This window comes from Flagellimonas ochracea (assembly GCF_009903685.1).
GTDB classification, from domain to species: domain Bacteria; phylum Bacteroidota; class Bacteroidia; order Flavobacteriales; family Flavobacteriaceae; genus Flagellimonas; species Flagellimonas ochracea.
Genome location: NZ_JAAABI010000005.1, coordinates 159,208 through 184,633 on the forward strand (window position 1 = coordinate 159,208; position 25,426 = coordinate 184,633).

22 protein-coding genes are annotated in these 25,426 nt (G+C 38.1%); 14 read left to right on the forward strand and 8 right to left on the reverse strand.

Annotation, left to right across the window (positions count from 1 at the left end; translation table 11 throughout):
• Positions 1-3: 3 nt before the first annotated feature.
• The gene (locus tag GTQ34_RS13845; RefSeq protein WP_166524403.1) at positions 4-858 is read left to right on the forward strand and encodes an alpha/beta hydrolase family protein; all 855 of its coding nucleotides are present in this window, start codon (positions 4-6) and stop codon (positions 856-858) included.
• Between the two features lie 20 nt (positions 859-878).
• Here GTQ34_RS13845 and GTQ34_RS13850 read toward each other — a convergent pair whose 3' ends face one another.
• Positions 879-2,108, reverse strand: coding sequence for an exo-beta-N-acetylmuramidase NamZ family protein (locus GTQ34_RS13850; RefSeq protein WP_166524404.1), 1,230 nt, complete (start codon positions 2,106-2,108; stop codon positions 879-881).
• Positions 2,109-2,111: 3 nt separating this feature from the next.
• Here GTQ34_RS13850 and GTQ34_RS13855 point away from each other — a divergent pair, with 3 nt between their 5' ends.
• From GTQ34_RS13855 to GTQ34_RS13870, 4 genes are all read left to right on the forward strand, one after another.
• A complete protein-coding gene (locus tag GTQ34_RS13855) occupies positions 2,112-3,353 on the forward strand; it encodes an ABC transporter permease (RefSeq protein ID WP_166524405.1) in 1,242 nt (413 codons plus the stop codon).
• Positions 3,354-3,442: 89 nt separating this feature from the next.
• The gene (locus GTQ34_RS13860; RefSeq protein ID WP_166524406.1) at positions 3,443-4,423 is read left to right on the forward strand and encodes a PLP-dependent cysteine synthase family protein; all 981 of its coding nucleotides are present in this window, start codon (positions 3,443-3,445) and stop codon (positions 4,421-4,423) included.
• A 38-nt stretch (positions 4,424-4,461) separates the two neighbouring features.
• Positions 4,462-5,754 carry a M20/M25/M40 family metallo-hydrolase gene (locus tag GTQ34_RS13865; RefSeq protein ID WP_166524407.1) on the forward strand — a complete coding sequence of 431 codons (1,293 nt, stop codon included), beginning with the start codon at positions 4,462-4,464 and terminating at the stop codon, positions 5,752-5,754.
• A complete protein-coding gene (locus tag GTQ34_RS13870) occupies positions 5,754-6,542 on the forward strand; it encodes an aldose epimerase family protein (RefSeq protein WP_166524408.1) in 789 nt (262 codons plus the stop codon). Before GTQ34_RS13865 ends, GTQ34_RS13870 begins: the two co-directional genes overlap by 1 nt.
• Positions 6,543-6,892: 350 nt before the next feature.
• On the opposite strand, the gene GTQ34_RS13875 is transcribed toward GTQ34_RS13870, so the two are convergent.
• Both GTQ34_RS13875 and GTQ34_RS16875 read right to left on the reverse strand, forming a co-directional pair.
• Positions 6,893-8,260, reverse strand: coding sequence for an exonuclease domain-containing protein (locus GTQ34_RS13875; protein WP_166524409.1), 1,368 nt, complete (start codon positions 8,258-8,260; stop codon positions 6,893-6,895).
• A gap of 90 nt (positions 8,261-8,350) precedes the next feature.
• The gene (locus tag GTQ34_RS16875; protein WP_262885616.1) at positions 8,351-8,482 is read right to left on the reverse strand and encodes a hypothetical protein; all 132 of its coding nucleotides are present in this window, start codon (positions 8,480-8,482) and stop codon (positions 8,351-8,353) included.
• Between the two features lie 349 nt (positions 8,483-8,831).
• On the opposite strand from GTQ34_RS16875, the gene GTQ34_RS13880 reads away from it, so the two are divergent.
• Genes GTQ34_RS13880 through GTQ34_RS13895 form a run of 4 tightly spaced genes read left to right on the forward strand, consistent with a single transcriptional unit; the run spans position 8,832 to position 13,429 of the window.
• Positions 8,832-9,767 (forward strand): DNA/RNA non-specific endonuclease, encoded by a 936-nt coding sequence (locus GTQ34_RS13880; protein WP_166524410.1) that lies wholly within the window; start codon positions 8,832-8,834, stop codon positions 9,765-9,767.
• Positions 9,768-9,784: 17 nt separating this feature from the next.
• Positions 9,785-11,428: a S8 family peptidase gene (locus tag GTQ34_RS13885; protein WP_166524411.1), complete on the forward strand. Its 1,644-nt coding sequence runs from the start codon at positions 9,785-9,787 to the stop codon at positions 11,426-11,428.
• 27 nt (positions 11,429-11,455) lie between these two features.
• Positions 11,456-11,950: a hypothetical protein gene (locus GTQ34_RS13890; RefSeq protein WP_166524412.1), complete on the forward strand. Its 495-nt coding sequence runs from the start codon at positions 11,456-11,458 to the stop codon at positions 11,948-11,950.
• 60 nt (positions 11,951-12,010) lie between these two features.
• Positions 12,011-13,429, forward strand: a complete 1,419-nt coding sequence (locus tag GTQ34_RS13895) for a coiled-coil domain-containing protein (RefSeq protein WP_166524413.1) — start codon at positions 12,011-12,013, stop codon at positions 13,427-13,429.
• Positions 13,430-13,578: 149 nt separating this feature from the next.
• Here the strand turns inward: GTQ34_RS13895 and GTQ34_RS13900 are convergent, their stop codons facing one another.
• Complete coding sequence (locus GTQ34_RS13900; RefSeq protein ID WP_166524414.1) at positions 13,579-15,222, reverse strand: vitamin K epoxide reductase family protein; 1,644 nt, start codon at positions 15,220-15,222, stop codon at positions 13,579-13,581.
• 66 nt (positions 15,223-15,288) lie between these two features.
• On the opposite strand from GTQ34_RS13900, the gene GTQ34_RS13905 reads away from it, so the two are divergent.
• The 5 genes from GTQ34_RS13905 (at position 15,289) to GTQ34_RS13925 (ending at position 21,042) form a co-directional block, all read left to right on the forward strand.
• Positions 15,289-16,887: a DUF6734 family protein gene (locus GTQ34_RS13905; protein ID WP_166524415.1), complete on the forward strand. Its 1,599-nt coding sequence runs from the start codon at positions 15,289-15,291 to the stop codon at positions 16,885-16,887.
• Positions 16,888-17,027: 140 nt separating this feature from the next.
• Positions 17,028-17,213, forward strand: a complete 186-nt coding sequence (locus GTQ34_RS13910) for a hypothetical protein (RefSeq protein ID WP_166524416.1) — start codon at positions 17,028-17,030, stop codon at positions 17,211-17,213.
• A gap of 48 nt (positions 17,214-17,261) precedes the next feature.
• The gene (locus GTQ34_RS13915; RefSeq protein ID WP_166524417.1) at positions 17,262-17,441 is read left to right on the forward strand and encodes a hypothetical protein; all 180 of its coding nucleotides are present in this window, start codon (positions 17,262-17,264) and stop codon (positions 17,439-17,441) included.
• A 101-nt stretch (positions 17,442-17,542) separates the two neighbouring features.
• Positions 17,543-19,741 (forward strand): peptidase domain-containing ABC transporter, encoded by a 2,199-nt coding sequence (locus tag GTQ34_RS13920; protein ID WP_166524418.1) that lies wholly within the window; start codon positions 17,543-17,545, stop codon positions 19,739-19,741.
• Positions 19,742-19,743: 2 nt separating this feature from the next.
• Entirely contained in the window at positions 19,744-21,042 is a 1,299-nt protein-coding gene (locus GTQ34_RS13925) for an HlyD family secretion protein (protein ID WP_166524419.1), read from the forward strand.
• A gap of 324 nt (positions 21,043-21,366) precedes the next feature.
• On the opposite strand, the gene GTQ34_RS13930 is transcribed toward GTQ34_RS13925, so the two are convergent.
• The 4 genes from GTQ34_RS13930 to GTQ34_RS13945 form a co-directional block, all read right to left on the reverse strand.
• Positions 21,367-21,582 (reverse strand): hypothetical protein, encoded by a 216-nt coding sequence (locus GTQ34_RS13930; protein WP_166524420.1) that lies wholly within the window; start codon positions 21,580-21,582, stop codon positions 21,367-21,369.
• 12 nt (positions 21,583-21,594) lie between these two features.
• Complete coding sequence (locus GTQ34_RS13935) at positions 21,595-23,274, reverse strand: hypothetical protein (RefSeq protein WP_166524421.1); 1,680 nt, start codon at positions 23,272-23,274, stop codon at positions 21,595-21,597.
• Positions 23,275-23,341: 67 nt separating this feature from the next.
• Positions 23,342-24,514, reverse strand: a complete 1,173-nt coding sequence (locus GTQ34_RS13940) for a hypothetical protein (protein ID WP_166524422.1) — start codon at positions 24,512-24,514, stop codon at positions 23,342-23,344.
• 2 nt (positions 24,515-24,516) lie between these two features.
• Positions 24,517-24,795: a hypothetical protein gene (locus GTQ34_RS13945; protein ID WP_166524423.1), complete on the reverse strand. Its 279-nt coding sequence runs from the start codon at positions 24,793-24,795 to the stop codon at positions 24,517-24,519.
• Between the last annotated feature and the right edge of the window lie 631 nt (positions 24,796-25,426).

Below are 25,426 nucleotides of genomic sequence, written 5' to 3' on the forward strand. Positions count from 1 at the left end.
TTGATGCACGAAGAGATTATCATTACTTGCAGTGATGGTTACGGTCTTTGCGCCAAAGTATTTGTGGCCCAAAAATCAAAGAATCGAAAGAAGGTTTTAATCATCAATTCAGCTACCGCTGTCAATCAAGATTTGTATCAAAACTATGCTTTGTATATGTCCGGAAATGGATTCGAGGTTATTACGTATGACTATCGGGGTATTGCCGGCTCCAGACCCAAAAAATTAAGAGGATTTAGGGCGTCTTTTGTGGATTGGGCCCAAAAGGACTTATTTGCGGTTATCAACTATGTTAAGCGCAACTATACCAAACATTCCATCCTGATGTTGGGTCACAGCATTGGCGGAACACTTCTGGGGCTTTGCCCTTTGAATCAACAGGTCGATGGGATATTGACTATCGGAGCACAAACGGCCTATTATAAGGACTGGGAAAGAGATAGCATGAAATTGTACTTGATGTGGCACATTTTTTTACCAGGGTTGACACGTGTTTTTGGATATTTTCCTGGGAAGCATTTGGGCATCTTGGAAGATATTCCCAAAGGGGTCATACAACAGTGGCATGCCAGACGATTGAATTCCAATATGTCCAGACAGTTGATTGAAGATGGGCACCAAATCTATTTTGATATGTTCAAAGGAAAATTGTTGACTTTTGCCATTACTGATGATCCGATAGGCACCAAGCAGGCTTTGATGCGCGTTCATGATGCCTTTGTACATGCTGAAAAAGACTATGTTTCTATTTCCCCGGAAGACGTTGGCGTATCCCAAATAGGCCATTTTGGATTTTTCAGTCGAAGATTTCAAAACTCACTGTGGCCAAAAACCTTGAACTGGTTCAAAAACGTATAGCTTTCCAATTGGCAAATGAACTACTCTTCGTACATCAAATAATTTTCTCGAATTCTTTCAAAGGCCTCTAAATCTTCTTGCCAAGTTGCCTTTATCGCTGCTTCGGAAAGGCCAGATTCAATCTGTTGTTGTAGCAAGGGAGTTCCTGCATGTTTTGTAAATCCATCCGTGTTGAAGAACTTGGATTTATCCAAGGCATTTTGATAAGCATCGATAATCCAGCGAAGCGATACCCGATTCATTCTTTCACTTTGTGAAAGATCCTTTCCATAACAAATTTTACCTTCTTCCTTAGGATATTTGGAGCCAAAATTTGGTTGGGGCACATAGCTAAAATCGTACGCGGTACTATCCAAAAAGGAAGCCCCGTAACGCTGGAATTGAAACTCCGTTCCCCTTCCCGCATTAACGTTGGTGCCTTCAAAGAGTCCTAAACTAGGGTACAACGTTATGGAAACATCATTGGGCAAGTTCGGTGAGGGCCGTATTGGCAAATGAAATTCCGATTGATGTGTATAATTTTTGAGAGGTATAACCTTTAATTCCACTTTTTTACTGTCTTGTAGCCAACCCTCACCATTCAGCATTTGGGCATATTCCCCGATGGTCATGCCATAAACCAAAGGAATAGGATTCATTCCCAAAAAACTTGAGTGTTCCGTCATCATTGTGGGGCCATCCACATAATGACCGTTGGGATTGGGCCTATCCAGAACGATAACAGGAATATCTTTTTCGGCACAAGCCTCCATGACCAATTGCAAGGTGGCGATGTAGGTGTAGAATCGGACGCCTACGTCTTGGATATCGAACACGACAACGTCAAGACCATCTAATTGTTCTTGGTAAGGTTTGCGGTTTTTTCCATATAATGAAATTATAGGGAGGCCAGTTTTTGCATCCACGCCATCTTTGATATGCTCTCCAGCATCCGCTGTGCCCCGAAATCCATGTTCTGGGGCAAAGACCTTGACAACATCCACTTTGTGGGATAATAAGGAGTCTACCAAATGTGTGTAGCCTACGTTATGAAATACGACACTCGTTTGGTTGGCCACAATCCCCACCTTTTTTTCGAAGAGATCAGGCAGGTACAAATTCATACGGTTGGCGGCCACCTCAATTTGGGGCAGGCGGTCCAAATCCACTTGGCGATGGGATTTAACATTGTCTTTTGGTTGTCCCTTACAGGAAGAAAACACCAAAACCAACAAGAAAACCGTACTTTTGAAAACTGATAAAATGGGCATTCGTTGAATTTAGAATTGTTTATTGCCAAACGCCTGATTACAGGGAAGGAGCATAAAATTAGCATTTCCGCCCCTATAATAAAAATAGCCATTGCAGCCATTGCCATTGGAGTGGTCATGATGCTCATTGCCATAGCCACCGGTGTGGGGCTTAAACACAAAATTCGGGAGAAAGTAGCTGCGTTCAACGGCCACATTCAAATTTCCAATTACGACAACAATAATTCTGATGTTTCGGTAACCCCAATTTCTCTCAATCAGGAGTTTTACCCAGAATTCAAAGATGTAGAAGGGGTGGCCCATATTCAGGCCGTGGCCTTGAAAGGGGGCATTATTAGAACCGAGGAAACCTTCGAGGGAATGCTTGCCAAAGGGGTGGGTAAGGATTATAACTGGAACACTTTCATGGAGTATTTGGTAGCAGGAAGATTACCAAATTATTCAGAAAAGTTGAATGATGAGGTTTTGTTGTCTCGAATGATGGCCAATCGACTGCAATTGAACATTGGTGATTCCTTTTTTTCCTTTTTTCTGAAGGATGGAGATGCTTCCAAAGCACCTAACAATAGAAAGTTTGAGATTGTTGGTATCTATGACAGTGGCTTCGAAGAATTTGACGCCACTTATGTTTTTGTGGACATCCGTCATATTCAACGCATGAACAAATGGGAGGCGGACCAAATTGGAAGTTTTGAAGTTTTTCTGGATGATTTTGACAAGTTGGAGGTAAAAAGCAATGAAATATACGGGAAGACCGTTTCAAGTCTGGATACCCAAAACATCAAAACCAAATACTACCGGATTTTCGAATGGATCGGTCTTTTTGATTTTAACATTGCTCTGATCATTGGTATAATGATTATTGTTGGAGGCATCAATATGATTACGGCACTTTTGGTTTTGATTCTCGAGCGTACACAAATGATAGGAATTTTGAAGGCTTTGGGGTCTGCCAATTGGAGCATTCGAAAAGTGTTCCTGTACAATGCCACCTATCTTATTGCTGTTGGTTTGTTTTGGGGCAATCTTATAGGTTTGGGACTGCTCTACTTTCAACATAAATACCGATTTCTGAAGTTTCCGAATCCAGAGGAGTACTATATTGATTATATTCCGGTTTATCTAAATGCGCCAATGGTCATCTTGCTCAATCTGGGCGTGATGTTTTTGTGTCTTTTGATGCTTCTGTTGCCCTCCTACATCATCACCAAAATAACACCCGTGAAAGCGATTAAGTTTGAATAAAGAAGTCCAATGTTCCGCTTTTTCTAATCTTTTTTTGGAATAATTTTAGGGTTGATGTGCACCCCAAAAAACTATCTTTGTGCCCAACTATGGAATACGCAGAAAATATTTTGGAAACCATTGGAAACACGCCCTTGGTGAAAATGAACAAATTAACGGCCAAACTGCCCTGTTTGGTCCTGGCCAAATACGAAACATTTAATCCTGGGAACTCCGTAAAGGACAGAATGGCGCTCCAGATGATAGAGGATGCTGAAGCTGCCGGAATTTTGAAACCCGGGGGGACCATTATTGAAGGTACTTCTGGAAACACAGGTATGGGCTTGGCCTTGGCGGCTGTTGTGAAGGGTTATCGAATGATCTGTGTAATAAGTGACAAGCAGTCCAAAGAAAAAATCGATATCTTAAAAGCCGTGGGAAGTGAGGTTCATGTATGCCCCACCGATGTTGCCCCGGATGATCCCAGAAGTTACTATTCCACAGCAAGAAGATTATCAACAGAAATCCCCAATTCTTGGTATGTCAATCAATATGATAATCCAAGTAATGCCAAAGCGCATTATTTAACGACAGGCCCTGAGATTTGGAGGCAGACCGATGGCAAGGTAACCCATTTTGTGGTAGGCGTGGGCACAGGAGGCACCATTTCTGGAGTGGGAAAATATCTCAAAGAACAGAACCCTGACATTAAAGTTTGGGGCATTGACACCTACGGTTCCGTGTTCAAAAAATATCACGAAACTGGCATTTTTGACGAAAATGAGATCTACCCTTACATCACAGAGGGCATTGGAGAGGACATATTGCCCAAGAATGTTGATTTTGACATCATTGATGGCTTTACCAAAGTGACGGATAAAGACGCGGCGGTGTATACCCAGCGATTGGCGAAGGAGGAAGGCATGTTTTTGGGAAACTCTGCAGGTGCTGCGGTCAAAGGATTACTTCAATTGAAAGAACATTTTAACGAGGATGATGTGGTCGTGGTCTTATTTCATGACCACGGCAGTCGCTATGTGGGCAAAATATTCAATGACGATTGGATGCGTGAACAGGGGTTTATCGAGTAAATTTTTGATAAATTCGGGGAAAACACAAAACCATTGCCATGAAGTATTTGTTAACCCCATTATTTTTACTGTTTGTCTTATCATTAACAGCCCAAAAGCTTTCCAGAACCGAAAAAAGGATTGTTGCTTCCATTGAAAAAAACAACAAAGAAGCCGTTACTTTTTTGGAGAAAGTGGTGAATATCAATAGTGGCACCTTGAACGCAAAAGGTGTCAAAGCGGTTGGCATGGTATTCAAGAACGAATTTGATGACATTGGTTTTGATACCCGTTGGATAGCCATGCCTGACGAAATGAATCGAGCGGGCCATTTATTTGCGGAAACTTCGGGCGACCAAGGAAAAAAACTACTACTTATAGGACATCTGGATACGGTTTTTGAAGAAGACAGTCCTTTTCAAACCTTTACCATGGTCAACGACAGTATTGCCCATGCGCCTGGAGGCAATGATATGAAAGGTGGAGATGTCATTATACTATATGCACTTAAAGCATTACAAGAACACGGTTTGCTTAAGAATGCCCAAATTATTGTGGCGTTAACAGGCGATGAGGAAAGCACCGGAAAGCCATTGTCCATCAGCAGAAAAGCTTTAGTGGAAGCTGCGAAACGAAGTGATATTGCCCTGGGTTTTGAGACCTCTACCGGATTCAATTATGCCACTGTAGCTCGAAGAGGTGCCTCTGGTTGGGCGTTGGAGGTGGAAGGAAAACGAGCGCACTCTTCGGGAATTTTTAATGACCGGGTAGGTGCTGGGGCCATTTTTGAGATTTCACGTATTCTGCACCAATTTTATACCGATGTAAAAGGGGAGGATTTGCTCACCTTCAATCCTGGTACATTGTTGGGAGGAACTTTTGTCAATTTTGATAAGTCTACCAGTAAGGGTGAGGTTTTTGGGAAGACTAATGTGGTGGCCCAGAGGGCGATGGTACATGGTGGTCTTCGATTTATTTCTGAAGAGCAAAAAGAGCGGGCCAGAGAAAAAATGCGAAGCATTGTTTCCAATAATCTGCCCAATACCTCAGCATCCATCAGTTTTACAGACAGTTACCCGGCTATGCAGCCTACCGAGGGAAACCTTGGACTTTTGAAAACGCTCAATAGCGTAAGTCTCGATTTGAATCAAGGGGAGGTGCTCGCTTATGACCCGGGAAAACGGGGAGCTGCCGATGTTTCCTTTGTGGCCGAGTATGTAGATTGTTTGGATGGTTTGGGAACCATGGGTACTGGGGCCCACACACCAGAAGAAACGGTTAATCTCAATACCATAGAGGCACTGACCAAACGAACTGCCATTTTAATTTACAGGCTCATAAATTCAAAATAATGGTTGAACTTAAAAGTGATGCTTCGTTGGTTCGTATATACCAGGGAGAATTGGTTGGTTTTGAAGTGGAGGGGCATCAGTTTATTCATCAAAAAGGCAGTCCCGGATGGCGGAGTTCGGACACAGAGATGTTTCCGATAATTGGCCCCGTTGACCAAGCTGGGTTCAGAGTCCAGGTGCCTCGCAATAATGCAATTCAAGACCAGCACGGTTTGTTGAGGGAATTGCCATATGTCCTAATTTCGGAGAGCCAAAACGAAGCAGTTTACGTAAAGGAGTATAGGGCAGGCACGCCTGTTGAAAATTCCAAATACCCTGAAAAATCAACAAAACAACATTTGGAATGGCCCTATGGTTTTCAATTTGAAAAATCATTTTCCCTAAAAGAAAATCAGTTAGAAATCACCTTTAAGATTAGCGGTGAACAGGGCATGCCTTTCATGTTGGGATATCATCCTGCTTTTAAACTTCAGACGCAGCATCCGACGATTGTTACACCTACAAGAACCATCTCTCTTGACGAAGTAATAGAGGTAGGTAGTAGGGCGCTTCAAGTTGCGGATACAACTTCAATCACACTTAAAGATAAACACCACATCACTATTCAAACAGAAGGATTTGGGCACTTCATGTGTTGGACAGAGGTAAGGAACATGGTGTGCATTGAACCTATTACATTTTATCCCTATGCGGTGGAGCAAAGAGAAATCCACCTTGGATTTGATTGTTTAGATGGTGATCATCGTATTTTTAAGGTAGCGCTGCATCCAAAACCTCAAAAGAGTTAAAAAAATCTTAAAATAAGTTAAAAAGATCACGCATTAAATCTCTATCTTAGACTGTGGTTTATTTGAATGTAGATTGATGTTCAAAAATTTTATTGAGAAAATCGGGGTAATGAATTGTATCATGCTCCTTGTAGTACTATCTATAATTATCGTTTCGGAGGTCATGTTCCTTAATGGAAAAAAACTAGAAGCAATTTTTATTGCATTCTGGGCGCCCACCATATTGGGCTTTATGAACTACTTTAAACATAGAGAGTAATGGATTTTATTTTGGCATACTCCATTATTGTGGGCATATTCTTTGTGGCCTGGTTTGTTTTTGTAGTTCGTATGTATAGAAAAATAAAAAGCTAGGATTGTAAAGAGAAAGTCTTGGTCTTGGAGAGCATAGACTCAACAATCCGTTGGGTTTCCAATGTATTTTTTTGTGGAATGATAAAGGCCTCGATATCGTCCAAGGTAGAAATCTCCAATTGACAATCGATAAAACCATACCCTTTATACATACCTTGGCTGATGAGCACCACGGCATTCTCATTTGGGTTCCTCCCTTTTTCTTTAATTATCCGCACCTCTTTCTCAGCCCTTTTCATGTAGGCAATGGCTGTTCTTACCTTTTCATTATAAATGGCCACGGGTTCATTTGAAGTACAGATGCCATCACAAGATTCAATTTCATGGTGTGAACAGGCCCCTTGGGTTTGCAGTAAATGACAGTATTTGGGACAAAGTGAAAACTCCTTGCATATGTTCTCCAAAAAAGTCCTACAATCCGTTGGATTGTAAAATATTTTTATCGGGTTGGGAACCGCTTTAATGATATTGTAGGCAAGATGTATAATACCGTTTCGGTCTTCATAATCAAAGATGGCATACTGTTTTGGCCCCCGTTTTTGTGCTCGGTTGTATTTGGGGAACAGTCTTTTTATTTCGGCGGATTCCATAAGTAGTGCAATCAGTTCACTTCCAGACAGTTCAAATTCAATATATGCAGTTTCATTGCACATTTGGATCTCTTTAGTGCTTTTATCATAGAAATGCCCAAGAACCCTTTTTTTAAGATTTATGGCCTTTCCGACATAAATAATCTCCCCTTTTTTGTTTTTGAAATAATAAATGCCCGGTTTGTGAGGAATAGCATCAAAAACCGATTTGGGCAGATGGGGAGGTAAGGTTGCCTCTTGGCTTCGTGCATTTAAAAAGGTTTTGAAAGTAATCTCGGCATTTGGAATGCCCATCAATCTTTCAAATAGTAAAACGGTGGCATGGGCATCCCCTCTGGCACGGTGCCGGTCTATGATAGGGATGCCCACTAAAGAGCAAAGTTTGCCCAAACTATAAGAGTGTAACCCTGGAATCAGTTTTCGGGACAATCGGACCGTACATAATTTCTTTCTGATAAAATCTGTCCCAATTTGTCGAAACTCTTCCTTGATTACTCCGTAGTCGAAATTGACCGCGTGGGCAACAAAAACACAATTTTCTGTAAGCCGCAAAATATCCGTCGCGATTTCTGAAAAGGTTGGTGCATTGCGCACCATGTTGTCGTCAATCCCGGTTAAACCGGTTATAAAGGCTGGAATGGGACATTGTGGATTCACCAATGAAGTGAATTCTTCAATAATCTGTGCTCCATCGAACTTAAATATGGAGATTTCGGTAATTTTGTTTCCCTTTATTCCATTTCCTGTGGTCTCTATGTCGATGATGGTGTACAAGGTAATCTTCTATAAACGACATTGAAAGTACATAGAAAGTAAAAGGCCGCCAAAAAATGGCGGCCTTAGATATTTGGTTATTTGGTTTTGTTAGAGTGGAATATTACGTTCCATGATGGCCATAATAAAGTAAACGGTAATTGACAAGACCAAACAACTGATGGCGGCCAATCGATTTTCAGGTGTAAATTCTTTTTTGAGTTTTTGAACTAAGACTTTCATTGGGGTAACTTTTGACCTAAAATTGGCAAGAAACGCTACAGTCTTAAAAACCTATCGGTTAATGTAAAGAAGTTGGGTTAAACGACCTGTCACCCAATTTTTATCGAATAAAGATGCATTTAACCTATTTTTTTAAACCAGAAAACAGCGTCTTTCATCGGATTCCCAAGGCCGCGTGAATAGCATCTGTAGTTTAATATGCCCACATAAAAAACCATACAATTTTTGCAGTTTTTGTATAATCGTCTTTCAAAATTTCTGGTTAACTTTAAAGAGTTCCCCTTCCCAAGCTTTGATTACTAGTTCAATTGACCACTGTTCTAGAACAAAACTTTTTTAAATATGAATCATGCCAGAGTCTACGGAAGAAGGATTTGATATGGGGTTTTTGGGTGATGGTGACAAGTTTAAAATTGAAACTCCCATAATCCAAGATAATCAATACGAACTTATTGATTATACCCACTTCAGTACTTTTTTCAACCAGGACAGAAGGCTTGCGCTGTACTGTGCTTGCAACATTCCCAAACATGATCAAAGGATTGATATTGAAAGACCCAAAAAATTCAGAAAAGATACCAACAGCCTTAAAAAGGAAGAACAGGTGGGAGATGATTTCTATAAATGCAAGGAAAACGATCATCCTGTCATTAACAATAAAAATCTTTTAGATCGTGGCCATGTTATCCGAAGGGAGTATCCGCAATGGGGAACAAAGCAAAGAGCAGAAATCGCATCCAAAGAGACATTTTTTTTCACCAATATCGCTCCCCAGCATTATTTGCTCAATCAAGGCGATTGGAAAAAGCTTGAAGATTATGTTATAGACAAGGTTCAAAACAAGGTTTCGGTACTTTCAGGTTGCATTTTTCAGGAAAGTGACCCCGTGGCTGTTTATACGGGACACGAATCCAAAGAAGTCAAAAACCTCCACATTCCCCTTAAGTTTTGGAAAGTTGTTTACTATGTTAAAAATAATCAACTACACCGCATTGGATTTGTTTTGAGTCAAGAGATGGCCTTAAAAAAGCTTGATTTCATTTACTTTCCCAGTGATAGGGTGAGAAGTAAAGCCTTTGTAAAGGACCCATTCTCCGATCTTGACGAAGATTTGATTCCCTATATCGTCGATGTGGATGCCATAGAATTTGCTGCCAGCTTAACATTTACACCGGCAATCGAGAATATAAATTCAGGCGAAACCCGAAAATCATATTTTATGAATACCGAAAACCAATCCCGATATGCAAGGTTTTCGTTGAATCTTTTGGAAAATCTATTATAACCCCTAAAAAGAGAAGTATGGTAACCTATAGAATGGGCGGTAAAAATGCCAAAAAACAAAAATTGAAAGAGGCCGATGATTTGGTTGTTGTTCGATTTGAGGAGAACAAAGACTTCAATAGTATCGACTTGGGCACCAAACAAAAAACATTGATAAACAATTTGGTGTTGGTTCATTCATTCCCTGAAGCCAATGTGAACATTTATCGATGCAATCCCTTGGGCGAGAAGTCTGCGAAACAGGTTAGAAACCAAGTTCGGAAAATGTCATCAATGGAGGAGGACATTAAATTTTCGGGGAGGGTTTTAGTGGACGATAAGGGAACCATCTCGATTTACACTGAAAATATCTTTGTTAAGTTCTTTGATGATATAAGCGAAGCGGAAAGCAAAAGGATTTTAGAAGAAAATGACTTGGTCATTAAAAAAGAGGTGGTCTACGCAAAGAATGCATTTTTTGTGGAATCGAAAAAGGCTGAGGGCAAACAAATTTTTCAAGTGGCCGAAAACTTACTGGATAAAGATGAGGTAGAGTATTGTCATCCTGAGTTGATTCGCCAGAAAAAATATAAAAATAGTATCTATCAACAGCAATGGCATCTGGAAAAGACTACGTTCATGTCCGTTTTTGTGGATGCGAGCGTTGAGGTGCGTTCTGCCTGGCAGCATACCAAGGGTGAGGGAATTGTTATTGCCGTTATTGATGATTCCGTGGACACGGACCACCCTGAATTTATATCCTCCGGAAAAATTGTAGCACCTAAGGATATGGCTACGGGTTCGTCTGATGCAAAACCCACATTCCCTACACAAGCACATGGAACCTCATGTGCGGGTGTGGCTTGTGCCTCTGGTTTGGATTCTGCGGCAGGAGTGGCTCCAGAATCCGTTTTGATGCCGATTAAGTTGAACGCAAATTTGGGTTCTATGCAAGAGGCAGAGGCCTTTGTTTGGGCCGTAGAAAATGGTGCGGATGTAATTTCGTGCAGTTGGGGGCCACCAGATGGCGATTGGTCGAACCCAAGTGATCCCAACCACACCAACAAAATTGATTTACCAGATAGTACCCGTTTGGCGATTGACTATGCGGCGACCAGTGGGCGTAATGGAAAAGGCTGCATCATTACTTGGGCGGCAGGAAATGGCAGGGAAGATACTTTCTACGATGGCTATGCCAGTTACGAAAAGGTTTTGGCCATTGCAGCCTGCAATGATACAGGTAAGAGATCGGTGTACAGTGATTTTGGACAGGAGGTTTTTTGTGCATTTCCCAGTGGAGACTTTGGTTACCCATTGTTCAACCATCCAAAACCCTTAACCCCTGGGATTTGGACCACAGACGTTACGGGCCCTAGGGGATACAACCCTGGTGACTTTGGAACCAACCCCTTGGTTGGCGATGCAGCGGGAAATTATACAGCGACGTTTTCGGGAACTTCCAGTGCATGTCCTGGAGCAGCCGGGGTAATTGCCCTTATTTTAGCAGTAAATCCAAATCTGAATTTGGAAGAAGTCAAAGAAGTTATGCGGCAAAGTTGTGATAAAATAGATGAGGCAAATGCGAATTATGACGCTAATGGGCATAGCATTTATTATGGCTATGGCAGAATCAATGCAAGAAAGTCGGTAGAAAATGCAAAGAACAAACTTCAGAATGTATAGAAACAGTAAAAATTCATTTTAAATCCCATGATGAAAGAAAGAAAAGCAATTATCGTTTTTTTGGCTGGAGCTTTTTTGGTCGGCTATGTTATTTTCAGCATTACCCTATTCAAGGAAGCTTTTCAAATTGTAGCCAATCCAGATTTGACCCCGAACTTGGTATTCATGAACATTACTAGTGCCCTTACCGGACTGGTTGGGGGAATCGTCGCAACAGCATTTGGCGTGCAGGTTCCTAAATCTGCTCCACCCAAGGGCGTCAACATACCCATATCCAGAAGACAGTTAAAAATGCAGAGCCTCGGCACCTATTCTTCTCCTGCCAAGGAAGACAAGCAAAAGGAGTTGTTTGGGTCCATTTATGCTTGGGCCTATATTCTAATTGGTTTGGCCTCAGTGGTTATTTGGGCCTTTCTCAGCACCAAAACAGAAAATGTCCCACAAAACGTAGCTAACATGGGGACGACCTTTTTGGGTATGGCCATTGCTATAGTTGGGGCTTGGCTTCGACCAACCGGGTAATAAATTTGGGAGATATCGATGATAGAATTCCCTACAACATTTCAATATAAAACAGAACTAATGAATAAGAACATACTGTTTATTATCGCATTTTTTATTGCTGGTGTGGCGGTAGGGCAAGTTGAATATTATGAAGGGAACTCAGCAGATATTACGATTGATTTTTCAACCGCTACAAAAACCATTAACCTTCCTCAAAATCTTAAAACAGGTGATTTCTTTCAAATTCGCGTGGAAAATATTAATCTTAATAGATGGAAGGTCCTTCTGAATTCCAAGGATACCACCCTTACCACTAAAATGTCCACACCAACATTTGCAGATGTTCAGTTAGATGTTATTACTGCTTTGGCATCTTCGTTGAAATCAGACACAGATTTGAAGTTGGACACGGAAATCACTCCTGAAATTCAAACGCAATTGAAGTTTGTGATACCCCCCAGATTGGAGGATGAGCATGTTTCGGTTAAAAGTAGAGAGTTAAAGGAAAAATTACTTGCAGCTGAAAGGGACATTAATGAAAAAGTAGACCAAAACAACACTTTCACGAATGAATTAGACCAATTGAAATATAATATCATGAAAAAACAATTGGAAGCGGTGGATAATTCGGGATCAATTTCAATGATTTTTGACTTTGATGATGCGCTAAAGAAAATAGAATATCTACGTATTGAAATGCTGCAGTTTCAACAAAACTTAGTGAGGGAGGAAAAGAATTATTTGACATTTTCAGAGGGAAAGAAAAAGGAGATAGAAGCTGAGAAAGTATTTAAAACAATCGACAAGGATATTAAATCAAAATATGGTTCATTGAAGACAAATTCCACCAAGATGATGGAAATGGTTAAGGCGGAAAATGCAGCCGCTATGCTGAAGAGTGTTTTGTATCTAAGGGATAAAGACGAGGATTTTGTTTCTCTGCCCATTCAGTTCAAAAAAGAACTTTCGAGCGTTAGTATGTTGTTTGTTCCGAGAGATTCTTTGCTCAGGGAAGATCAAAGAGAAATTGAGTTTATCTTTCCTACTCAGAAAAAGAACTATTGGTCCATAGATGCATCTTTTTATCTGTCCAGCTTATATGATGAGAGTTATTCATCCATCACCACGATAATTTCAGAAAATGAGAGAGAAGTTCGGTTTGTGGAAGAAGATGTAACCAAAATGGAACTTGGCTTTGCCAGTTTGTTACACTATGGTTGGATTTCAGATGAGCAACGGAAGGGTATCCATATTTCATTTGGACCTGGAATCAGTATTTCAGAAAAAGTAAGACCTCGCCTTCTTGCTGGAATTGGGGCTTCCCTGGGAAATAAACATGGGTTTTCGATAGATTTAGGGGGAATTGCAGGATTCGTTGAGGAAAAAAGTAACGCTTTTGAACTTAATGCTGTCCTAAGCGAGGTTCCCGAATCATTGACCGTTTCCAAACTTAGGTTTGGAGGTTTTTTGGCATTGGGTTACATTTTTAGATTATAAATATTTAAGATTGGCCAATACAATATTTTGTTGTTAACCCTTGTGTGTCTTGGGCTACCCGTCTGTCTTTACTAATCAATGTCCATTATTCCAATACTTTTGTGCCAACCGTAAGATAAATAGCGATGCCGTATTAGATTCGTGAAGTTTCAAATGGCAACGGATTTTTTCTGTTCTCTATCTTTGAGAATTTGTATGTAGTCCGAGATGAATAAAAAAACATCCTTAAAGGTATGGGGATTGGGCATTTCGTGTCCATTGACAAAGAAAGAAGGGGTCTGTTTTATGTCCACGCTCTTGCACCATGTCATCGAATCATGAATCAGTTTCGATATCGTTGCCGAATATTCTTTTTGCCTCATGTCGAAACCGTACTTCTTCTTCCAATCAGTAGGACCTAGGACGTACCAGTCGGTAATTATTTCTCTAGAACCTTTGCCATAATCCTTCTGATAGCCTTCCTTTATCCATATTCGTTTTTCGTATGCGCTTAGGATTTGTAATACCGCTTCATGCTTCTTGTTGCCTTTCTTCAGGTCGGATGTTTTCAAATGAAACCTAATTCGAATTCCAATATCTTCAGGGTGTTTGTCTAGAATTTTATCTAAATCCTTGTGGGCCAATGCGCAGAAGTCACAAAACGGATTGCTTACGATAAGAAACTGTAAGACCCCTTTTGGATTACCGTAACAAATTTCTTTGCTCCAAATGGAATCATCAATTTTTTTGTGCAAAGGTAAAAGTGCATCAAACCACCGTGGATTTTGTCTCCATTTTCTTAGCATGATATTTTGATGAGGTATGCTTTGGTTTTGAATGATGGAGGGTTTCACCACTATCCACAGACCTGCGATCAAAAATGCTATAAAAAACCCTACAGTAGTCTGGATGCTTACATCAAAAAGGTTGTTTGGTAACCCGAGATACATGAAATAAGCAAAAAGGTTGATAGCTTGTAACCACAGAATCAACAAAAGGCCGGAACAAAGACGGCAAAAGGATTTAAGCTTGATTTGATAGTATACAGAAACAGGTGTGATCAAAAGGCCTGGTAAGAGCGTTATGGTCAAAATGGCTATCTTTTGGTCAGTATTTATTTCTGGAAGGAAAGAAAGAAACAATATCAGGCTCGTAAAATAAATTAGTGCCAGATCGCCAATCTTAAGAAAACGACCCAATTTACCATATTTAGAATGCAATACCTTGTCGCAGCCGGAGTGGTCTGTCTTGCAAAAAAAATCGGAAATAGTGCTTTTTAAGCCGATTTCTTTAACGACTATGAGAATAGAAATGAAAAACCCCAATGATAAAATTCCTGAACTTATAAGTATGGTCCAATTAAAATTTACGAGCTGATTTACGAAAAGAAATACTGCCAACAAAGACAATATAATGATACGGAAGGTTTTGGAAACACGTTGATTTTTAAGGAGTTCATTGTGCTCAAGGTGTTCGATTTTAGAATTTTCTTCAAGAAGCAATGTTATTCCGGTCCAACCCTCTAAGTCATTATTGTTAAATGTTCCCTTTGCTCGTTTTTTTACGATTCTGAAACCAGTTTCACCTTTTTCTGATACCACATGGATAAGCAATCTTTCCGGAAGCATTTCGTGGGGTTGGTTCCAATCCAGTTTAACGACAGTATGGTCAATACTAAATTCATCCAACAAATCAGAAAAACATATTAGAGCAGGATAGTTTGGATGGGATAGCATCCATTCCTTGATATAGCTTTTGCTTACAGAATGACCCGAAATGTCTAAGAACCTATATGCATGTTCATAAAACTCCATCTGTTCTATTATAATGTTACTATAGTATATATTCTTATATTTAATATAAGAATAATCTTATAAAAAATGAAAATTGTACAAACTTTTTGGACGGGAGATTTGAAGAATGGCAACCATTTGGATTTTAAAGCAGGATGGACCTCTGCAGAATATCATTGGATGTCTTGGGCACTAAGCTGTCTTACATTGAGAAGACACTATGATCAAGTTGAGCTGTACACTGATTCGATTGGAAAAAAAATATTGATTGATAATCTCAATCTACCCTATACCAAGGTTCATGAGGTTTTTGATGAGTCATTCAAAGCTAGACGAGAATTATTTTCCTTGGCTAAGATAAAAACCTACGGACTCCAGAATGAACCATTTATTCATGTTGATGGCGATATTTACATTTGGAGGCCCTTTCCGGATTATTTTTCATCGGCGGGCCTAATCGCTTCAAATCCAGAAAAAGACCTCTTTTTCAACAAGGAAATCCTTGAAGCCGTCCACGAGCATTTTGATCATATCCCAGACTATCTCATTGGTGTGCATCGGCACGAGCATATTTATGCCTCTAACGCCGGAATTCTTGGAGGAAGCAACCTTCAGTTCATTCAGAAGTATTGTGACTCAGCCAATGTCTTCATAGATGGCAATACCCATAATCTAGACCTAGTGTCGGTCGGTGGCTTAAATTGGTTTATAGAACAAATCTCACTCTATTATTTAGCCCTTGCGGAAAATGTCCCCATTTCTTATTTAATCAAGGAGCCTGAAAGTAATCCCTTGTACCCTGATTTTTGGCGGTTTTCGGATATCCCCTTTGTGGATTTGATTCATCCGGTTGGAGGTTGTAAAAGAGAACTTTATGTGCTCAACCATCTTTCAAAAAGGCTGAGAATGGAATTTCCATCTTTTTACTACAAAGTACTAAACCTGATCAGGCGAAAAGGACCGAAGTTGCTAAACCAAATTTATTACCTGATGGAAGTTGATTCTGGAACAGATTTGCAGGGTCGTACAAAATCAAGTTTTAAACAAATAGAACAAAAAGATTTGGTTCAACGGCGCAAAGGTTCTTTTAAAAAGTCTTTTGGAAGGACGCTTAATTTGATAGGCACTTGTGACAAGAAAAGCTTTGAAGATTTATCAAGTTTGTCAGGCTACTTGGAAAGGAGAAAAACTGACACTCAATCTGGAATGTTGTCCGAAGTTTTTGATCTGGAAAGAGTTAAATATACCATGCTTCTTAATTTAAGTGAGAGTTCGTATGAACTTAAGACCAGGCTTTACCAATATGATTTGCAGCGGTATGAAATGACAGCTGTTTTTTTTAAGAAAAAGGGTTGGATGGATTGCAGCATCAAACTTGTTGACCGGGTAAAACTTGTGAAGCAAAAATGGGATTGGAATATCAAACTTGGGGCTGCTGAAAATGAACAGGATTGTATAATAAGCCTAAGTCCAGATATTTTAAATGTTGATATTATGGAAATGCGACATGATGGTTTTGATGCCATTCTTTTGAGTGAGTTAAAAGAAGGTCCGATAATTTTTTTGGCCACTTCTTTAACTAAGTATTTTGACGGAAACATGTTAGTGGAAAATGAACAATATCAACATCTTTTGTTTGAAACCATAAAGCGAATGGCATTTGAGAATATTATTGAAATCATGTGATATTTTTGCCTTAAAAAACATAATAATGTTAAATTACTTCATAATATTGAAACATTAACTTTCTAAATTTGTAGGAAAAAGATTAAATAAATAATTTAAAAGGATTCGAATATTTTATTAACCCTTTAATTCTTAATGCCATGAGAAAATTAAATCTAGGACAGGAACTGTCCAAAAGTGAACAGAAGAAAATTCTTGGTGGTGGTGCCACATGTACTACTAGTTGGGGAGGTACTGCTACTACGTACAGCCCTTACGTGAACTGTTCCAATGCTGCAGGCTATTGCGCTGGAGTATATGGAGGAACTGTGGTTTCCTGTTGGTAGTGGGCCACAAGTGTAGAGTAATTATAGTTTAATCTTAAATTTTATGAAATGAAAAAGTTAAATCTGGGACAAGAATTGTCCAAAAATGAGCAAAAGAAAATTTTAGGCGGAGTTACTTTCCGGTGTAATGCCCCTGATGCACAACCTGTTTACGGTTTCTCATCATGTAGTCATGCAGCCGCATACTGTAGCGGGGCGTGGAATACCAATTTGGCCTACTGCTATTAGGCACAAAAATGCTATTTAGAAGCAATTGGGAATATTTTTCAAGTATTCCCAATTGTTTTACACGAGAATGCCAACTTTTCAGTTAACTATGTTGCTCTCTTTTGAAAAAAAACTTTCCATTTTACAAACAACCCGATTTAAAGGACTGTGGTCCAACCTGCCTCAAGATAGTGGCCAAGTATTATGGTAAACTCATATCCCTAAAGCAGATCAGAGAGCTTACCGAAACCACCAGGGAGGGAAGCAACTTGTTAAAATTAAGTGATGCCGCCGAAAGTATTGGATTCAAGTCTCTTGCTTTAAAAACCAATTATCAAAAACTTAAAAAAGCACCACTTCCGTTAATCGCACACTGGAACAAAAGTCATTTTGTGGTCATCTATAAAATCAAGGATGACACTGTGTATATCTCAGACCCGTCATTTGGTCTAACGTCTTTTCAAAAAGATGAATTTTTGGTCCGTTGGATAGGAAACAATGCGAACGAAAAAACCAGTGAGGGAATTGCCTTGCTCTTGGAAGTTACCCCAAAATTTAAATCGCAACGATGGGAAAGGGTCGATAAAAAGTCCTTTCTTTTCTTATATCAATATCTTTTCAAGTACAAGAGCTTGGTCATCCAGCTTTGTGTTGGCCTTTTGGTAGGGAGTATTCTCCAATTAATTTTCCCATTTCTTACTCAAAGCATTGTTGATATTGGTATACAGAACCAGGATATCAATTTTATATATGCAGTATTGTTGGGACAAATTTTGCTTTTCATTGGAAGAGTGAGCGTTGAGTTTTTTCGAAGTTGGATTTTGCTGCACCTCAGTACACGTATCAACATTTCGCTCATATCCGATTTTTTCATAAAACTAATGGCCTTGCCAATCTCCTATTTTGATACACGTATGACCGGCGATATCATGCAAAGAATCAATGATCATAATCGCATTGAACGTTTATTGACTAGTGATACACTTAACACACTCTTTTCCTTGGCCAACCTTTTCGTTTTTGGATTGGTACTACTTTATTATGACCTGTCAATTTTTACCATTTTTGTAGTGGGCAGTGCACTTTATATAGTTTGGATACTTTTCTTTTTAAAGCGTAGAAAGGAACTTGACCATAAACGTTTTTCGCAATTGAGCCAAGAACAAAGCACCGTTATTGAGTTGATTAATGGCATGCAGGAGATAAAAATGAACAATGCGGAAAAAAAGAAACGGTGGGGATGGGAGTTTGTGCAGGCCCGTCTTTTCAAAGTGAACCTACAAAATTTGGCATTGGAACAAACCCAGGAAATAGGGTCTTCCTTTATTAACGAACTGAAGAACATCGCCATTACCTTTACTTCGGCATTGATGGTCATCAATGGCAACATAACCCTTGGTATGATGCTTTCGATTCAATATATCATCGGGCAGCTCAATTCTCCCATTCTTCAGTTGGTAAATTTTATCCGAACCGCACAAGATGCCAAAATAAGCATGGAAAGATTGGGTGAAATCCATGACAAGGAAGATGAAGAAAATCAGAAAAGAACATATGTATCCAAAATCGACTTCAGTAATGATATTAGGATAAATAGGATTTCTTTTCGATACTTGGGCAATGATGTAGATGTTATCAATAAACTTTCATTGACCATTCCATCGGGTAAAAAAACTGCAATCGTGGGCACCAGTGGAAGTGGTAAAACCACATTATTGAAATTGATATTGAAATTTTATGAACCTCATGAGGGTTCAATCAGCTATGGAGAACATAACTTAAGAGACATTTCCCATAGGTCTTGGCGGGCCAGTAGTGGAGTGGTCATGCAAGAGGGCTATATTTTCAATGATACTATAGCAAGTAATATTGCCGTAGGGGTGGATGTGATTGATGAAGATAAGTTGTTGAGGTCAGTAAAACTGGCCAATATCTATGATTTTATTCAATCATTACCATTGGGATTCAATACCAAAATTGGCAATGAAGGGATAGGAATAAGTACAGGACAAAAACAAAGAATATTCATTGCAAGGGCCTTATATAAAGATCCTCATTTTTTGTTTTTTGATGAGGCTACTTCTGCATTGGATGCTTCCAACGAATCTGAGATCATGGAAAATTTGAATATTGTTTTCAAAAATAAAACAGTATTGATAATTGCACACCGATTGAGTACTGTACAAAATGCAGATCAAATTGTTGTGCTTGAAAAAGGTAAAATAAAGGAAATAGGAAACCACCAAACATTGATAGAGAAGGGAGGGGCTTATTTCAATCTTGTAAAAAACCAGCTTGCCCTGGAAAAGCTTGCAGACTGATTATGCCAAAAAACAAAGAGACAACAAAGTTAAACTTAAGATCAGAAGAAGTACAGGAAATTTTGGGCACACCTCCTTCATGGATTGTGAGATGGGGAATTACCATGATTTTTGTATTTGTCTGTATCCTTATTGCATTGACATTTATTATCAAATATCCGGATTTTGTTTCAGCTAAAGTGCTGATCACCACCAAAAACCCTACTGAGAAAGTAGTGGCCAGATCTTCCGGTCAAATTGAACAATTCTATGTTCAAAACGGTCAAACAGTAGCCAAGAACAAGATGCTTGCTGTTATAAAAAGCCTTTCAAAATATGAAGATTTGAAGGTGTTAATCAACATTCTCGATACCATTGCTCTGAAAGATGATGGTTTTGATTTTCCTGTCGAACTAGTTTCAGCTATGACTTTGGGGGATATAGAGCCTGCCTATCTTGATTTTGAGAAACACTATTTGGAGTTCAAATTGTTGACAGAATTATATCCATACCAAAATCAACTTATTGGTAATAAAATCACCCTTGGAGAAATTAAAAAACAACTTTCTGAACAATTAAATCAAAAAAAAATCTTGGAAGCGGAACTCAATCTAAAAAATGTAGAATTCAATCGTTACAGACAATTATTTGAAAAGGGGGTGATTTCACAACAGGAATTTGAATCTAAAGAATTGAATTACCTGCAAGCCGAAAAGAATCTTAATAATACCACTATTTCCATATCACAGATGCGGGAAGCCCTTTCTACAGCCAATCGGAATTTGAGAGCTACCTACATCGAAAAAGAATTGGAGTACGCAAGAGGAAAAAAAAATCTATTGCAGTCGTTCAACACTTTGAAGAAAGCTATCAATAATTGGAAATATAGGTATGTATTGTCCTCCTCCATAAATGGAATTGTCAGTTTCAATGAGTTTTGGGGGACAAACCAAGAAGTAGCCATTGGTGATGTTGTTTTTACGATACTTCCAGAAGAAAAAAAAGATTTTGTAGGAAGACTTACGATTGCTTCCCAGAATGCAGGGAAAATAAATACGGGTCAAAAAGTACTGGTTAAGTTGGATAATTATCCATACCAGCAATATGGAATGTTGATAGGACAAGTTAAAAACATATCGATATCTCCAGACGCAAGAGGAAATTACATAGTGTATATTTCATTGGGTGGCGATTTACAAACATCCTATAAAAAAGACATCAACTTTACACAAGAGATGCTGGGAACAGCGGAGATAATTACCGAAGACCTAAGTGTTGCAGAACGATTATTTTATAAGATAAAGGGTGTTTTTAAATATTAATCAGGGTCAATTATTGCATACCAAAATATAATATTTCAACACCTATTTTGACAAAATAATGCCAACGATAAAATTTAACAATTAATCCTTAGTGGAGCCGGAGGGACTAGAACCTAGGGCTCAAAAGCCTTGTGTATAGGGATTTTCAGAGGATAGTAGAGAAGTGCTCACCGAATAGGTAGATTGAAAATCAGATACATAGTAATTACATCTAATCTTTAACCTTGTAGTATTTTCTATCGTGTTCTTCGGAGTTTCTCAAATATATCAGTGAATTGGATAATTTAATTAACACACTCCTCAAAAAAGAACAGAATCATCGAGTTAATCCAGATTCTCTGGTCTAATAAATGGGATAGATTTAAAGATTCTTTCTATTCTATACCCAATACGATTTAAACTGTTAGAAGGCCAATATTTAACATCATGATCTGGGTTAGCAATTTCATAATCCGCTTTGAAAGCTCTGGCTTCACCTGCAGTTTGGAAGTTCCAGCTTTTAGGAGTTCTATGTGAGTAACAAACAACAGTGTGTGGCATAATCTGAATATTTTAGAAGTTAAAAGGAAATGATGTTTGGATACCAATTACATTTCTGTTCAAAAGTGAGTTATCAGTGTCACTGGTATTAAAAAAGTCATTGAGTCTATAAAATACCTCAAGATTTGTAATTACTTTTTGACTATCTTTTTTTCTAAACGGCAGCAGAACACCTACCAAAAGAGAGGCGGTAGGTTTCTCATTTTCTCTAAATAACATTTTTGGATTAATGTGTAATGCTACTGAATTTTGCGTGGGACTTAAGAAGTTATAATAGTCTAAAAATGCGGTTATTGAAGCTAAATCCTGTTCATAATTACCTACAAAGGCATTTTGTTTTGAAACCTGAGTTCGATTTGATTCTTCATCTATTAATTTAGAATCAACAATTTCAATTTGATTAAGACTACTTTGATTATCCGTTAAACTCGCTTCTACACCAAACGAGAGAAATTGAAGTGTTTTTGGCACCCTAATTTCACCATCAAAATTTCGTATTGAATTATAGCTTAGGTTCAACCCTAAACTATTATAGTTTTGTTTGGTTAGTTGATTTTCCAAGTCCAACGTATCAATAAATTGGGTGAATCCTTTGTTGGTGATTTTACCACCAATGCTTAGATATTGCATTTTAATCAGATCTGGTTTGATAAACTTTTCTTTTTCTGCCAGAGCCTTTAATTTAGTAGCTTTTTCTTCCTTATAAAGAATATTAAGACTATCGAGAAGGGAGTCTAGATTATTCTTTTTTGTTTCTTTAATATCATTTCTTATTCTATGAGCTTCCGCTACCAAAGCTTTCTGCTTTGCTGAGACCTTGGATTGATACTCAGCAACAGTCATGGCATCAAAAGGAGCAAGATAGCGATTGATTTTTGCAAGATTTTTATCTAAATCGGGATATAGCGTTATGTCAAGTTTTGGAGTTTCAGTTTCTGCCAGTAAGTTGACTATAGACTTGTTCGATGTTTTCAGCAATATGTTTTGTTCCTTATTATACAATTCCCTTAACTTATATTGCAACTGCTCTAGATTGTCTAATTTGTCCTTTTCAAGTTTACTTTTAATATTCCGAATTTGTTGAAGCAAGTTTAATTGATTGCTACCTAAAGCATTTAAAGCAGCTACTCTCATTGCGTTATACGGGGCTAGATAGGCGTCAATTGCATCTATTTTTGCATCAATTTCACCAAATTCCTTCTTTTTGTCAATTGGATTTGATAACCGACTTGCGAGAGCAATAATTTTGTCGTCATAGGCTTTATTAATCGCATCACGTTCGTTGTTTAGCTTGTCTTGAATAGAGGCATCTGTCACAGATATGTTCTTACCAAGAAGGAATTGGTATTCTAAACCAAGACTTACATTGCTATTTAATTCACCCTCATCAAATATTTCTGCAATACCATTTGGTGAGCCAGCTTTCACATTAACTGCAAACATACTTTCATTAGGGAGTAAGAAAAAAATAGAAGCTTCAAGAGTTTCTGAGGCCGTACTGATTGCTGCATAGTTGCCAATATTGGTAAATGAATTTCCTGTGCTAACAAAACTTAATAATGTGGAAAGATTTTCCTTTTCTTTTGTTAATTCCTCCGTATTTAATTTGGTTCTTGCATTTGGCATTTGGTCTTGTCCATAAAACTGGTTAAACCAGAATAGAAGAGAGCAAATTGTAAATATGTTTTTCATGATGCTTCTTGAAAATTTATATCTCAGGAGGAAATTGTTAGCATTAAAGGTTGAAATTGAAATCATATTATTTACCATAAGTACAATTTGTAGTTAGATTTTGTTCATTACCACTATCAGTGAAACCTTTTGCATATTTTGAAATATATGATTCACTAGAACTACATTTTTTCCTCCTATTGGTCAATTTGCCATCAGAATTCTTATGTGTGCAGACAACACAATACTTTTCAACATGTAATTCAATTGAAGGCTTCAGTGCTACCTTATCTATACGGATAACTGTATCCAATTGTATATTAGGGTTCTTAAGTTGAATTTTTAAAGATGAATCAACGGCTCCGAAATTGAATGGAAAGCTGAACTTGCCAAATTGATTTGTGTTCGTCGTTTGATTTTGATCAAGTAGTTTTACTTCTATACTTTCAATAGGGGTATTATCGTAATAAACAATTCCTGAAAGATTTTTTTGCCTATTATCAGCATTACCATCACAATCCTTAAAATCTGACAAATCAGCTGGTTTGGAAAAAAATATTACGCAAAATACTGCCAAGGATCCAGTGGCTGTTATCCAATTACGGTATCGAATTTCAATAAAACCAGGAAGAGCTGATGCAAAACCAGCTCCGGCTAAGGCTAAAATTGGAGTAAAAATTCTGCTTTGAAACTCGGTTGGGCAGCCATCCCCAGTTAATGCTATGACCAGGAGAACAACTAAAAATAGTGTCCCTACTATAATACCATATAAAATTTGTTTTTTATTCACGACATGTGGTTTTTTAGAATTAAAAGATTCGATTGATAAATTGTATTGCGAAAATTTTTCTTTTAGGGCAGAAACCTCATCTGGAGCATGTGTTTTTATAAACCTCTGGATACTAGAATAAGCCATCTCAGCGGGTATGGGAGGCTCGAATAGGTATTTTTCACTTATTGAATGAACTAACCTGTGATAGTTTACTATTGAGTAACTTACATTTATTGAATCGTCTATTTTACTATTAAGAATATTTTGGTCTACTTCGTAAGTCCCAGTAAAGTATTCGTTTAATGATCTTTGGAATAAGTGAAAGAATCGAGTAGCTTTTCCGTTTAGCTCGTTTACCTCATTTCGTACGTCATCTATCGAAGGATTTGTTTTAATTGTATTTAAAAGGTGTCGACTTTGCTTAGCAAAATTGTCTTTTGCTAAATCGATAGCATCCTCGAAATCCGTTATTGACTTTTTTTTGCTCAAACCTAATTTTTGTTTTTAAGCTCTTCTTCAATTTGTTTCCATATATCATTCAAATCACCAGTGTCAACAGATGCCTTAAAGTCAAGCAGCTTAGGGAATGATGACATTTCGTATCCTCGAGATTTAATATCTGTTATTATGACATTATAAACTTTATCCTTAAAGAAGTTCTCGGATGGAATATCTTGAATCTTCTTGCTGATTTCGGAAAGTGTTTTTTGATCTAAAACGGTCTCATCAGACTTTAGGTACTTTCCTAATAATTCAAGTATTATATTCATTTCCATAACATTGTGACTATGTTGATTAGAGCTTTAGATATTATTAAAATTCACTTTCAAACAATATGAGCTTAAAATTGAAAAGCAATTTGTTTTCGTGGCCAAGAATAAAAGTGCAATCGCGTGCTTTTTGATCTCATTATATAGGCCCTTAAAACCTAAAAATCTTAAAGTGGGGGATAAGTCATATGAATACGTAATTCATATAAATTTAAATTCTTTTTTTTGGGCTTAAATCCAAATGTTAATCGACTAAATGTCAAATAATTAGATGATTGTTTCTTTCTATATAGAAACCACAAAGAGAGTGGGGTTTTATATAATTTTAAATAGATAAAAACCATAAAAAAACTAAGGTTTTTGCACAATGCACTTTTGCTTTGTATTACTATATTTAAGGTTTTACTTTCCCTTAAATCAAAATGTACTTGCCAGAGGCCCTTAAGCGGCATTGATTCCTATTGAACAAAATGATACTAATAAACCACATCAACAAGATTTTTTAATAACGGATAACTAATTATTATGGTTTGGATAGAAAGTATCTCCATAAAGGATAAGGATAACCAAAAATGAGTAATAAAATATTTTTGAGTTGGTCCAAACCTAGAAGTAAGAACTTGGCAAAAGA